The sequence below is a fragment of the Anaerolineales bacterium genome (assembly GCA_037382465.1).
GTDB lineage: Bacteria > Chloroflexota > Anaerolineae > Anaerolineales > E44-bin32 > WVZH01.
The window spans coordinates 1-13,869 of record JARRPX010000082.1 but is presented as its reverse complement, the minus strand read 5'-3'; the positions used below and the strand labels follow the sequence as shown (position 1 = coordinate 13,869).

12 protein-coding genes are annotated in these 13,869 nt (G+C 57.2%); all 12 read right to left on the bottom strand.

The genetic code is table 11. The annotated features are described in order from the left end of the window. Positions 1–172: 172 nt before the first annotated feature. Positions 173–466, bottom strand: coding sequence for an acylphosphatase (locus P8Z34_15515; GenBank protein MEJ2552083.1), 294 nt, complete (start codon positions 464–466; stop codon positions 173–175). Between the two features lie 179 nt (positions 467–645). Further along, entirely contained in the window at positions 646–2,088 is a 1,443-nt protein-coding gene (locus P8Z34_15510) for an NADH-quinone oxidoreductase subunit N (protein ID MEJ2552082.1), read from the bottom strand. Between the two features lie 3 nt (positions 2,089–2,091). Beyond that, the gene (locus P8Z34_15505; protein ID MEJ2552081.1) at positions 2,092–3,600 is read right to left on the bottom strand and encodes an NADH-quinone oxidoreductase subunit M; all 1,509 of its coding nucleotides are present in this window, start codon (positions 3,598–3,600) and stop codon (positions 2,092–2,094) included. A 12-nt stretch (positions 3,601–3,612) separates the two neighbouring features. Then, a complete protein-coding gene (gene nuoL / locus P8Z34_15500; GenBank protein ID MEJ2552080.1) occupies positions 3,613–5,685 on the bottom strand; it encodes an NADH-quinone oxidoreductase subunit L in 2,073 nt (690 codons plus the stop codon). A 21-nt stretch (positions 5,686–5,706) separates the two neighbouring features. Beyond that, positions 5,707–6,024, bottom strand: coding sequence for an NADH-quinone oxidoreductase subunit NuoK (gene nuoK / locus P8Z34_15495; protein MEJ2552079.1), 318 nt, complete (start codon positions 6,022–6,024; stop codon positions 5,707–5,709). Continuing rightward, complete coding sequence (locus tag P8Z34_15490) at positions 6,021–6,542, bottom strand: NADH-quinone oxidoreductase subunit J (protein MEJ2552078.1); 522 nt, start codon at positions 6,540–6,542, stop codon at positions 6,021–6,023. Before P8Z34_15490 ends, nuoK begins: the two co-directional genes overlap by 4 nt. A gap of 98 nt (positions 6,543–6,640) precedes the next feature. Then, positions 6,641–7,144, bottom strand: coding sequence for an NADH-quinone oxidoreductase subunit NuoI (gene nuoI, locus P8Z34_15485; protein MEJ2552077.1), 504 nt, complete (start codon positions 7,142–7,144; stop codon positions 6,641–6,643). Positions 7,145–7,147: 3 nt separating this feature from the next. Beyond that, complete coding sequence (gene nuoH / locus P8Z34_15480; GenBank protein ID MEJ2552076.1) at positions 7,148–8,155, bottom strand: NADH-quinone oxidoreductase subunit NuoH; 1,008 nt, start codon at positions 8,153–8,155, stop codon at positions 7,148–7,150. A 2-nt stretch (positions 8,156–8,157) separates the two neighbouring features. Further along, positions 8,158–11,796, bottom strand: a complete 3,639-nt coding sequence (gene nuoG / locus P8Z34_15475; protein MEJ2552075.1) for an NADH-quinone oxidoreductase subunit NuoG — start codon at positions 11,794–11,796, stop codon at positions 8,158–8,160. Further along, the gene (locus tag P8Z34_15470) at positions 11,789–12,289 is read right to left on the bottom strand and encodes an NAD(P)H-dependent oxidoreductase subunit E (GenBank protein ID MEJ2552074.1); all 501 of its coding nucleotides are present in this window, start codon (positions 12,287–12,289) and stop codon (positions 11,789–11,791) included. Before P8Z34_15470 ends, nuoG begins: the two co-directional genes overlap by 8 nt. Before the next feature lie 50 nt (positions 12,290–12,339). Continuing rightward, a complete protein-coding gene (gene nuoD / locus P8Z34_15465) occupies positions 12,340–13,584 on the bottom strand; it encodes an NADH dehydrogenase (quinone) subunit D (protein MEJ2552073.1) in 1,245 nt (414 codons plus the stop codon). Between the two features lie 17 nt (positions 13,585–13,601). Next, a partial coding sequence (locus P8Z34_15460) for an NADH-quinone oxidoreductase subunit C (protein ID MEJ2552072.1) occupies positions 13,602–13,869 on the bottom strand: 268 nt, incomplete at its 5' end.

The window sequence follows — 13,869 nt, the reverse complement described above, 5'->3', positions numbered from 1 at the left end:
CCGATCTGCCAGCGCTTGCTGCAGATCCTCGAGACAGAGTGAGTGTCCTTCCACACGCCACCAGTTGGGCAAAACGCGATCCGGCAGCACGATCACGTCCCGATTATAGGCATGACCATCGATGATGATCTTGCCGAAACGTATGCTCTCGATCTTCGGTCCAGGTTTCATACTATCTGCCTCTCGCCGTGGACCGGATCCCGAACCTGGTTTCTTCCTCCAGCGGCTTTTCCCAACGCACGCGCACATCGTCCACGCGCGCAGATGTCGGGCCGCGTTTGCACCAGGCGATGACCTCTTTCACCCTCGCTTCATCGCCTTGAAAGACCGCCTCCACGCGCCCGTCCCACAAATTGCGCACCCAGCCCGATACGCCTTGCGAGACGGCTTGTTGGCGCGTGTAATAACGGAAGCTCACGCCTTGTACGCGACCACGAATGTGCAGGTGTGCCCTCACTTCGTCCATCGTGCAGCCTTCAACATCCAGGAACCTTCAACGGCGGCGATACGCTGTGCCAGGCCATCGCAAAGCAACCTGATGCGCCGCCGTATGCATATAAGCATTATAGAACATTCGGTTGAGTGATATGAATCGGAGACCTTCTGCGTGTGGTTATTTAAGGATGACACCGCAGCAAGTGAGTTTCAAGGGATGTAGGAAAGGAACTGAGCCTGGCCCGCAAACTCGAGCAGCAACCCGGGCAGCACACCGAAAAACAGCGTTCCCAGGGCTGTGAGAAGAACGGTGATCTTCAACCAGCCTTCCGAACGTGTCTGCGGTTCCCCCGATTTCATGTACATCACGACGACGACGCGTAAATAGTAGTATGCGGATATCAATGTCGTGATCACACCGACCAGGGCAAGCCAGATCAATCCCGCATTGATCGCGGCGCGGAAAATATAGAATTTCCCGACGAAACCCACAGTGAGCGGTATGCCGGTGAAAGAAAGCATAAAAACCGCCATGGCGAGCGCGAGGACCGGCTGCTTTTCCCCCAACCCGGCGTAATCCTCGATTTCGAGCCCTCCGCCCTCCTTGCGTTCCAGCGTAAGTACGACCGCCCATGCTCCGAGATTGGTGAAGGCATAGCCGATCAGGTAAAAAAGTGCAGCGCGGATGGCCTCCGGTGCGACGGCTGAATTCGCCGCCGCCGGCAATGCGATAAGGATGTATCCAGCGTTCGCGATGCTGGAGTAGGCCAGCATGCGCTTGATGTTGCTCTGTGCGATCGCCGCAATATTCCCCCAGGCCATGGTCAGCGCAGCGATCCACATGGCCAGCGGGCCCCAATACGAAGCCAGCTCCGGAAAGGCAGTAACGAACACGCGCAGCAGCGCCGCGAAGCCTCCGGCTTTTGCTCCGACGGACATGAACGCCGTCACCGCGGATGGCGCACCCTGGTAAACATCGGGCGTCCACATGTGAAACGGAACCGCGGCGACTTTGAAGCCCAATCCGACGAGAAACATGCCGCCGCCCAACAACAAAAGCACAGAAGGTGTTTTGGCCGCGGCGACGATCCCCGCCAGCGAAGTCGTCATCGTGGCGCCGAAGACGAGCGCAATGCCGTATACCACGAAGCCCGAAGCGAACGCTCCCAGCAGGAAGTATTTGATCGCCGCTTCCTCAGACTGCAGATTGGGGCGCGCAAAACCCGCCAGTATGTAAAGCGGTAGCGAGAGCAACTCCAAAGCCAGGAAAACGACGATCAAATCACCGGCGTTGGCCATGAGCATCATTCCACTCAGCGTGAAGAGCAGCAATATGTAATATTCGCCGCGTTCGATTCCCTTGCGTTTGATGTAATCGTAGGATTGCATGACGGCGAACAGGCCGACTCCGAGGAAGAGGATCTGCAGCACGGCGGTGTAGCCGTCCACGATGATCATTCCCCCGAATCCTTCATCATGCATCCCCAGTTGCTGCACCGCCGCAGCCAGACCCGCAACCAGGCCTGCGGCGGCCAGAAAGGCCGTCAAGCCCTTTTTGTCGTCCGGGATGAAGAGATCCACGATCAGCAAGGTGCAGGCCCAGCCGATGATGATGAGAAACGGAAGGATCGTAGTTAGATCGTGTAGGTCCATGATTTACCGCACCGCTACACTGACTGCCTGCAAGGTCGCAATGACTTTATCCACGGAAGGCGCCATCAACTCGAAAAACGGCTTCGGATACAAGCCGATCCAGAGAATCATCAGGAGCATGGGAACCAGGATGACGATTTCCCGCCAATTCAAGTCCTTCAAGCGCTTGTTTTCCTCTTTATCTGTGGGACCCAGGAACAGCTTCTGGAACATGTAGAGTAAGTAGATCGCCGCCAGGATCACACCAGCCGCGGCGAACCCGGCAAACAAGTGGGATCCAAGCGCCTCCGAATTGAAGGATCCCAGTAAAATCGTAAACTCGCCCACGAAACCGTTGAGCCCCGGCAGTCCCATCGAGGACAGCGTGACGATCAACATCAAGGCGCCGTATACGGGCATGATTTTCCACAACCCGCCGAATGCGTCCATTTCCCGCGTGTGACGCCGCTCGTAGATCATGCCGACGAGCAAGAACAAGGCTCCTGTGCTCAACCCATGGTTGACCATCTGCAGGATGCCGCCTTGAAGGCCTACGGGATTAAGCGCGAAGAGACCCAGCATCACGAAACCCAGGTGGCTGACGGAAGAATACGCCACCAATTTCTTGACGTCCTTCTGCGCGTAGGATACCGCCGCACCGTAGAGAATCCCGATCACGGCGAGCAGCGCCACCCAGGGAGCGAAACGTACGGTTGCGTTCGGGAAAAGCGGGATGTTGAAGCGCAGAAAACCGTACGTGCCCATTTTCAGCAGCACACCCGCCAGGATCACCGATCCGGCAGTGGGCGCTTCGACGTGCGCATCCGGTAGCCAGGAATGCAGGGGCCACATCGGCACCTTGATCGCGAAAGCGGCTGCAAAGGCCAGGAACAGCCAGGTTTGGATGTTGGCCGGGATGTTCCCCTCGGCGATCAAATCCGGTACGGAAAAGCTGTTGAAATGCAGACCGAGCCAGAGTATGGCGAGCAGCATCAAGATCGAACCCGCCATGGTGTAGAGGAAGAATTTGATTGCGGCGTAGATACGACGTGGTCCACCCCAGATTCCGATCAGGAAGTACATCGGCACGAGCGTGAATTCCCAGAAGACGTAGAAAAGGAAGAGATCGAGCGCCAGGAAGACGCCCACCATTCCAATCTCAAGGAGCAGGAAGAAGATCATGAACTCCTTGACCCGCTCCTCGATCGCCGTCCAGGTCGAGAGAATCGCCAGGGTGGTGACGAACGTGGTCAGCAGCACGAGCAGAAGGCTGAGTCCATCCACGCCGAGGAAGTATTCGATGTTTACGCCCGCAAGCTGGAACCAGTTCGCCCTTGCGACCATTTGCATATCGCCGCTCGTACGGTCGAACTGCAGCAGCATGAGTATCGATAGAACGAATGCGAGCAACGAGGCGATCAGGGCGACGGTTCGTATGGCGTTTCGCCGTTCGCGTGGAAGAAAGAGAATCACCAATACGCCGAGAAGAGGAGCAAAGGTCACGAGTGTAAGAATTATTTTCGGTTCGATCATCGCCATTCCTTGTTATACGAAAAGAAAATAGCTCAATATCAGCAGCACGCCCACAAACAATGCCAGGGCATAGTTGCGGACGTATCCCGTCTGGACGAGGCGCAAGCGGGCGGCGGCCGCCTTTGTCAGGCTGCCCAACCCATTAACCGCACCGTCGATGACGTGCGCGTCGAACGCCGAACTGAGCCAATGTGTACCGGCGCGGAAAGAACGTGCCAGAATCGTGTCGTGAAACCAATCGTGCCAGAAGCGCCAATCGACGACGTCGGCCAGGAAAGCCGCCAGCGCGATGTAGGGACGAATGATGATGGCGTTGTAAATCTCGTCCACCCACCACTTGTTTTCCATTCCTACGAAAAGTGGGCCCAACAATCTACGCAGCGGATCGACCTGTCCTTTCTGTATTGGCTTGCGACCGTAAAGCAGCCAGGCAATTCCAATGGCCAGTAAAGCCAGGCAGGTCGAAATGAGAGACACCTGAAGATTGAACTCGGTAACGTGCACGTGCAAGGTATATTCGAGCCAATCGGTGAGCGTATGCAGGCCAGGAAAATTGAGAACGCCGCCGACGATTGCGCCAAGCGCAAGCAAGATGAGTGGCACGGTAACAATCGGCGGATTCTCCGGCGCCTTCTCGGCAGTCTCCGATCGAGCTTTACCAAAAAACACCATCAGTATTTGTCGGCCCATGTACAAAGCGGTGAAAAATGCCGCTACGGCCAGCAGGATGTAGACAAGCATGTTCTCCTGCATCGCATCCGTCAGGATTTCGTCCTTCGAGAAGAATCCCGCGAAAGGCGGCACGCCGGAGAGCGCGAGTGCACCGACCAGGTAGACCCAGAAGGTCGTTTTCATGCGCAAACGGAGTCCACCCATGTTGCGCATGTCGTTGGGGTTGAAATCTTCTGCGCCACCGGACGAGCCGTGTTCGACGTGGTGATGCCCGTGTTCGATGCCCAGGATCACCGATCCCGCGGATAGGAAAAGCAGCGCCTTGAAAAATGCGTGGGTCAGCAGGTGGAACATCCCGGCGACCTGCGCCCCGATCCCGACCGCAGCAATCATGTACCCCAATTGGCTGATCGTGGAATAGGCCAGCACTTTCTTGATATCGAACTGCGCCAAGGCGATCGTCGCCGCGAACAGCGCCGTCGCCGCACCGATAATCGCCACCAGTGACGACGAGAATTCAGAAACAGCGAACAGGGCCTGGTTGCGGGCGATCATGTAAACCCCGGCCGTGACCATCGTGGCGGCGTGGATCAGTGCCGAAACCGGCGTCGGGCCGGCCATGGCGTCCGGAAGCCACACATAAAGCGGAATCTGCGCCGATTTGCCCGTCGCACCGAGCAGTAAGAACAACGTGATGGCGGTGATCACGCCCTCGTTTGTCAGGCCATGCTCGTGTACCCAATAGAAGACCTCATCGAACTGCAGGCTGCCCACAATGCCGAAAATCAAGAACATGGCGATCAGGAAACCAAAGTCGCCAATCCGGTTGGTCACGAAGGCCTTCTTGCCCGCTACCGCGTTGCCGATGCCGTCTGCACCTTTTTCGTACCAGAAACCGATGAGCAGGTACGAACACAACCCCACGCCTTCCCAACCAACGAACATCATCAGGAAGTTATCGGCGGTCACCAGGATCATCATCGCCGCGACGAAGAGATTGAAGAAAATAAAGAACCGTGTGTACCGTCCGGGATCGCCCTGGAACCGCACGTCGTCGTGCATGTAACCGATGGCGTAAATGTGGATCAAGGTACTCACGCCCGTCACCATGAGCATCATCGTCGTCGAGAGTGTATCCACCTTCAGGGACCAGGACACGGAAAACTCCCCGATCGTGATCCAATCGGCGACGTGTACCATAGCTCCCGCCGGCTGCCCGAGTAGCGCCACGAATTGGGCCACCGCAACGGCAAACGCCAGGCCAATCGCACTGCTGGCAACGATTCCCACGAACTTCTCGCTCGATCGACGTCCGAAGATCAAGTTGATCAACAGGCCAAGGATGGGGAAGGCGATGATTAACGGGGCAATTGAAAACAAGCCAGTGCCTCCCACAATCTCACTCGACAACATCCATTCCCTCCATGAATGAGATCAGCCCTTGAGGCTGCTCACCTGATCGACGTCGATACTCTTCTTGCTGCGGAAGATCACCACGATCAAAGCCAGGCCGACAGCCACTTCTGCCGCAGCGACGGCGATGACGAAGAAAACCAAGACGTGCCCCCGCAGCGCTTCCGCGGCCGGGGCGAACGAGCGTGCGAAGGCGATTAAAGCCAGGTTGGCTGCGTTGAGCATCAATTCGATGGACATGAATATCACGATAGCGTTTCGGCGCACGAGCACACCCAAAACACCGATGGTGAAGAGAACCCCCGAAAGCACCAAGAGATAGTTCAACGGAACGTTCATCGGCTCTCCTTGCCCCGATCGCGCGTGATCACCACCGCCCCGATCATGCCCACCAGCAGCAAAATCGAGGTGATCTCGAAAGGAACGAGATATTGATCGAAGAGAATCAGCCCGATCGAGGTGGGGCTGCCAAATCCCTGTGCCACGTTTCCGGATAGGCCTTGCGCTGTGTTCGACGCACCATGGAAGAGCGCAAACACCACCTCGGCGATCAGCGCCACACCTAAAAGGATTGCCACCGGAAGCTGCCAGGGCAGGCTCCCGGTCGGTTTCAGACGCTCAGCGCCCAGCAACATAATGACGAAGAGAAAGAGAACCATGATTGCACCGGCATACACCGTCACCTGCACCATGGCGATAAAGGCCGCATTCATCAGTAAGAACAACGTGGCGACGGTGATGAAATTGATCACCAGAAACAGCGCCGAGTAAATCGCGTTTCGGCTCGCCAACATGCTGATCGCCGAAAGTACGGCGACGAGCCCGATACCGATGAACAAGAGCAGATCAACGTCCATAATGTTTCCTAATCGTTTACCTTTCGCATGTCTCGACCTGATGGGCCGAACGTTCCAGGATCAACCTGAGAGCCAGTGTTGTATCCATTTGCCGGCAGCTAGGTCGGATCATTCATCTCCGGGATCGCACGGTCGAATTTACCCGCTTCGACTTTCATCGGCGTCAGCTTACCGCCTTCGGGTACCGGCACCAGTAATTTATCCTTGCCGTAAATCGCCGATCTCCGATCGTAATATGACAACTCGTAATTGTGCTCGAGGACGATCGCCTCCGTAGGACAGGCGTCCTCGCAGAAACCGCAGAAGATACAACGCAGGAAATTGATCTCGTACGTGCTTGCGTAGCGTTCGCCGGGCGAATACCGTTCCTCGTCCGTGTTTTCCGCCGCTTCGACGAAAATCGCATCGGCGGGACAAGCCGCCGCGCATAAAGCGCATCCAATGCATTTCTCCAGGCCGTTGTCATAGCGCTTCAATTCATGGCGGCCACGGAAGCGCTCGCGTACCGGCCGCTTGATTTCCGGATACTGATACGTCACCGGCGTTTCCAGGAAATTCAGAAACGTCGTCCATAAGCCGTGTAAAAGTTCAAACGGATTCATGGCTCATCCTCCCACCAACACAATCACCGTCGCCGTAACCATCACGTTGAGAATTGCCAGGGGAAGCATGAACTTCCAGCCAAATCCCATCAATTTGTCGTAACGCAGGCGCGGGAACGTAGCCCGCAGCCAGACGATGAAGTACAGCAGCACCAACACCTTCGCCAACAGGTACACCGGCCCGAGCAGCGGAAATCGGTTCACGAATGGACCCCAATAGCCTCCCAAGAACAAGGTCGACCCGATGAAACTGATCACCAACATCTTGCCGTACTCGGCCAGGTAGAATAATGCGAACTTCATGCCGGAATACTCGGTGTGGTATCCGGCCGTCAATTCCTGCTCGGCTTCGGGCAGGTCGAAGGGCGCTCGGTTGACCTCCGCCACCGCAGCCATGAGGTAGATCAAAAAACCGACCGGCTGCAGGAAGACGAACCACAAACCATGCTGCGCCTTGACGATCTCGTCCACGCTTAGCGGGTTGGGGGAATTCGTCAACAGTATCGGACCAATGAAAGCCAGGGTCAAGGACAATTCATAACTGATCATCTGCGCCGTGGCGCGAATGCCGCCCATCAAGGCATATTTATTTCCGGAGGACCACCCGGCAATCGTGATGCCGTACACCGCAATCGAAGCCACGGCCATGATGTAGAGCACACCGACGTTGATATCCGACGCCAAGTCGAGGCTGATGCCCGCCACCTTCGGTCCGAGGGGAATCACGGCCAACAAAATCATCGCCGGTATAACCGTGATCACCGGCGCGAGGATAAACAATACCTTGTCCGCCTGTGCGGGGATCAAATCTTCTTTGAATATCAATTTAACCGTGTCGGCGATCGGCTGCAGCAAGCCCCACGGTCCCGCGCGGTTCGGTCCGATTCTAGTCTGAAAACGGGCCAGTACGCGCCGCTCGAAGTAGGTCAGATAGGCCGCACCGAGGACGACGAAGATCACCAGGATGATCAACGACTTTATCGTCCATTCCAGCAGCAATGCGATGTCCATTCCTACTCCTGTTTCCCCAGCGGTTTGACTTTCACGTATGCCGGATGCGAAACGACGACATCGAGACTGCGGGGCAGCAGCAACACGCCCTCGACGGAATCATGGCGCACACTGGCATCGATCTTTTCCACACGGCCGTTCACACGAAGTTCGACCCGGCCTCCATCCACGACTCCGATGCGTTCCGCATCCTCGGGATGGATACGCAGTCGAGTTGGTACGAGCCGCGGATGCAGCACTTCCGAAGGCATCACCGTCGTACCGCGATCGTAGAGTTCGACAATCGGCACAAGTAAAAATCCATCCTTGGATTTTTGCGCTTTCGGCACAGTCCAGGTAATTTCCGGGTTCTTACCGCGCTCTGCTGCAGAGGTCAACTGCACACCGAGGCCTTGATGATTCTTGAAAGCCGTGCCGGCAAAGTAGAGATCCTCGTCTCCCACGTCCGGCCACTGGTCTTCATATTTTGCCAGATCCGTGTAACTCACCCCGGCGTAAGCGGGAACGACCGAGCCGATTTCTGCGAATATTTCCGCCACGGAGTCGGCTTCGAATTCATATCCCATCTTGCCGCCCAGCAGCATCAGGATGCGCCAATCGGAAAGCGATTCGCCTCGCGCCGGCAGCGTGGTGTAAGTACGCTGAACGCGCCGCTCGCCGGACGTGTAGCTGCCCTCCCGCTCGGCGATCGCAGCGGCCGGAAAGACGACGTCGGCTTGCTGTGCAGTCGGGGTCAGGAACAACTCCTGCACAACGAGGAACGTTTCTTCTTGAAGCGCATCGGCCAGATCTGGATCATCGCCCAGCGGATCAGCCGCCATGACGAAGAGCGCGTCGGCCTTCTTCAAAGTGGAAGCCAGGCCCTTCGCTTCCGGCCGCAGGCCCATGTCCCAGGCGCCCTGTGTGTTGTGGCGCGGCCAGACGGCGATCAAGCCGTTGTTCGGCCGACCGGCACGGCCCGTCGCCTGAATCAAAGCGCCGCAGGCCGATGCCAGCGCTTCACTTTCCGAATACGCCAATCCTTCTCCGCCGTAAAACACGATCAGGTTTTCGGCGTCTGCCAGCGCACGGCCCGCCGCCTGAACGTCTTTGTCCTTTGCATAGGATGCCAGATCCTTCTGCTTCTTGAAGGCATGCAGCAATCCCAGCACCGTCTGCGCGGCCTGCGGATATGCATAACGCAGTACGTGGCCGGCATGGGCATCCAATGCCGTCGGCCGGCCGTTGGCGACCACCAGCGTCGCGCCGCGATCGCCGGCCTGCTTCAAGCGCAGCCACCACAGCGGCGCCTCTTCATGCAAGTCGCTCGCCACAATCAGGACGGCGTCTCCCGCACCCAGCTGCGATAAATTGGAGCCGCTTCCCAGACCGACTTGCTGCACGACGTCACCGCCCGCCAGGGAATCGTCCAGAACGGCGCGGCCGCCGATTTTTTCGATCAGGCTGCGGAAAACGTACAGATCCTCGTTGGAAGCGCGGCCCCCAGCAAGGCCGACCAGATTCTTGGCGGCTTTCAAGGCCTTCGCGGTTTGGGACAACGCCTCATCCCAACTGGCTTCCACCAGTTTTCCACGCTTGCGTACCATGGGTTTGGTCACCCGCGCTTCGCTCTGCATGAAGTGGTGGGCGAAACGGCCCTTGTCGCAAATCCACAATTCGTTGACCCACTCGTTTTGGCGGGGCATCACGCGTTTGATCACTTCGCAGCCGCCGGAGCTCGCCTCGCGGCGCGTATTCAGCATCAGGTTGCATCCGACCGGACAATGAGAACAGATCGAAGCCGTGCTGTGCATTTCCCATGGGCGGGCTCCGAAACGAAAATCCGACGTGGTCAAGGCACCGACCGGGCAAATGTCTGTTGTGTTGCCAGAAAAGTAGGAATCAAACCCCGGTTCGGAATAGGTCACGATCTCGATCCCCCGGCCGCGGTCTTTGAAAGCGATCACCGGTTCCCCGACGACCTCGTCCTGGTAGCGAACGCAACGCCCGCACTGGATGCAGCGTTCTCGATCCAGGAAAATCAACTCGCCCAGGGGGACGTGCTTGGCCAGGTGCATCTTCTCGCTGTACAGGAAGCGGCTCTTGCCCGGGCCGTGTTCCATGGTCAGATTCTGCAGCGGGCATTCGCCACCTTTATCGCAAACCGGACAATCGAGCGGGTGCGAGGTGAGCAGGTATTCGACGATCTGCTTGTGTCCGGCGCGTGCGACGCCGCTGCTGACGCGTACGACCCAACCATCACCGACCGGCGTCGTGCAGGCCGTTTCCAGGTTGGGGCCGAAACGGATGACCGGTTCTCCGTGATCGTCCAAAACCGGCTTATTGGTCTGCCGGTCTTTCGCCGGACGTCCGATCTCCACCAGGCACATGCGGCACATACCCACCGGTTTCATCTTGGGATGGTAGCAGAACACCGGGATGTCGATACCGACTTTCTTGGCAGCATCCACGATCAACGTGCCCTTGGGCACGGTCACTTCCATTCCATCGATCGTCAACGTTACCGACGTTTCACTCATCGTCCATCCCTGGTGTGACTCTCGAAATCCGCGCGGAAAAGTTTGATCCCCGAAAGCACGGGCATCACAGCAAACTCTCCCAAAGCGCAGAGACATTTGCCCGATTTTGAAAAAGTTCGTGGTATTTCCAATCAGCCATGTTATGTCGATGCTTTCATCCATCACGATGATAGAGCCCGATCCCAGCTGCGAGCCCACTTTGGGAACCGATTCGTAATCCATCGTGGTATCCAGGACCTCATCCGTCGCCGGAAGCAACGATGCGGACGCACCTGCCGGCATAATGGCTTTGATCTTCTTCCCACCGGCAACGCCGCCGCCGTGTTCGTAAATCAGTTCGCGAAACGTGGTGCCCATAGGGAGTTCGTAATTCCCCGGTTTTTCCACCTGTCCCGATAAACAGAAAACCTTAGGGCCTGGACTTTTTTCCGTCCCTATGGAACGATACCAGTCCACACCGCGGCTCAGAATAGGTGCCAGGTTGGTCAATGTCTCCACATTGTTGACCACCGTGGGCTTGGCATAAAGTCCCTCTGCGGCAGGAAATGGCGGCCGCAAACGGGGCTGACCCAGCTTGCCTTCCAACGACTCCAGCAGCGCCGATTCTTCACCGCAGATGTACGCTCCGGCGCCCAGATGAACGTGGATATCAAGGTTGAAATCCGCACCGAATATCCGCTTGCCGAGCAGACCGGCAGCGTAGAGAGCGTCGATCCTGCGCTCGAGTTCGTGCGCCAGATCCCAGAATTCTCCGCGACAGTAGACGTACGCCGTCTGCGCCTGGGCGGCGTAGCAACAGATGGCTACCCCTTCCAGGAATTGAAAGGGATTATGCTCCAGGATCTCGCGATCCTTGAACGTGCCCGGTTCGGATTCGTCCGCATTGGCCACGACGTAGCGCGGGAACACGCCGGGGCTCAGGAAACTCCACTTCACACCGGTTGGGAAACCGGCACCGCCGCGCCCGCGCAGTCCCGCCGCTTTGACGATGTCGATCACTTCCTGGGGAGACTTCTCGGCCACGACGGCCTTCAAGGTTTCGAAACCGCCATGTTTGCGATAGACGTCGAGCTGGTCGATATCCGGAACGTCCCGATGACGCAGCAGAATGTATTCAGGCATCGGACTGCCTCGCACGCAGCATCTCGATCAGCGCCATCGCCGATTCCACGGTTTGATGCTCGTGATAATGGATTCCTTCGCTGTCCTGCAATTGGAACATCGGCGCCCGGTCGCAGGCCGCGACGCATTTGACTTCTTCCACCGTAATCAAGCCATCGGGAGTCGTTTCTCCCATTTGTATTCCCAGACGTGTGCATAGTTCGTCGGCGAATGCTCCTGCTCCGCGCAGCGAGCAGGGAAAATCGGTGCAGATTTGGATGCGGTAGGTGCCGCCATCTCCTTCGTGAAAGAGAGTGTAGAAACCGATGAGTGAGGCAACCTGCGTGGGATCGACTCCGATCAATCCGGCGATTTCATCCACCGCCTCGTCGGTGATCGAACCGTACTCGTGCTGCGCCAGGTAGAGCAAGGGCAGGACGGCCGATCGCTTATGATCCGGCGGAAACCTCTTCAGTATGGCGTCGATTGCCGAACGATGTTTGTCAACCAGCAATGTCAAACTCCATGATCATGGAATCGAACGATCGAATGTGTTCCAGCATCTCAGCGATCCGAATCGCCCAAGACCGGATCGATGCTGCTGATAATGGCCACGATATCCGCGACCAAAAAACCTTTTACCAGGACAGGAATCGCCTGGATGGCGGCAAAACTCGGCGTGCGGAAATGAACACGATAGGGTTTGGGACCACCGTCCCCGGCCAAGTAGCAACCCAACTCACCACGTGGCGACTCTACGGCGACGTACACCGCACCCTCCGGCGCCGAAAAACCTTCCGTCCACAATTTGAAATGGTGGATCAAGGCCTCCATGCTGGTGCCGATTTCAGAGCGCGGAGGCGGCACGAATTTGCGATTGTCACTGCGCACCGGCCCGCCTGGAAGATGATCGAGCGCTTGTTCCACGAGGCGCAGCGATTGTGCCATCTCCTGCAAACGCACCATGTAGCGATCGAACACATCACCGCTCGTGCCTACCGGCACGTCGAAGTCGTAGCTTTCGTAGCCGCTGTAGGGATTGGCCTTGCGCAAGTCGAAGGGTACGCCGGCAGCACGCAAATTCGGACCGGTCAGTCCCCAGCTTACCGCATCTTCGCCTGAAATCGGGCCGATCCCTTTCGAACGGCTCAGGTAGATCGGATTCTTGCTCAACAGATTGCTGTACTGTTTCAGCCGTTTGGGGAATATGCGGATGAAGTTGCGCACCGCGTCCTCGAAACCTTCCGGCACGTCCCGCCACAAACCGCCGGGACGGATGAAGGAGGTCATCATGCGTTCGCCGGAGCACATTTCAAAAATGTCGAGGATGATTTCCCGCTCCCGGAAACAGTACAGGAAAACGGACATCGCACCCGTATCCAAAGCATGGGTGGCTAAAAAGACCAGATGCGAAGCGATGCGCTGCAACTCGGCCAGGACGACACGGATGACCTGCGCCCGTTCGGGGACGTCCAGATCGACCAGCTTCTCGATCGCCAGGCAATAACACAGGTTGTTTCCCAGGTTGTTGAGGTAATCCATGCGATCGGTCATCACCAGGGCCTTGTGGAAGGTCTTGGATTCCATGTTCTTTTCGATACCGGTGTGCAGAAAGCCAATGTCGGGCACGCAATTGATCACGCGTTCGCCGTCGAGTTCGAGCAGCAAACGCAGCACGCCGTGCGTGCTCGGATGCTGCGGACCCATGTTGAGCAGCATGGTTTCTCCCTCAAGCGCCCGATCGGAGACCAGGTGCCTGAGTTCTTCGAGTGTGGTGTCCATGGCTTGCTTTGCGTCGTCAGTGTCCATCGATGATTCCGATCCCACTATTCTTTGGCGTACGGCTTTTGATCATCAATTTCGTCGAAGTTGAAGCTGAATTGGACTTCTTCGTATCCCAAGGGATAATCCTTGCGCAGCGGATGGCCTTCCCAATCCTTGGGCATCAAGATGCGGCGCAGATCAGAATGCCCCTTGAAATCTACGCCGAACAAATCGAACACTTCTCGTTCGTGCCAGTTGGCATTGGGGTAAACGCTCTCGATCGAGTCGACTTCCACCGCATCGCTCTCCAACGGCACGCGCAGTCCCAGA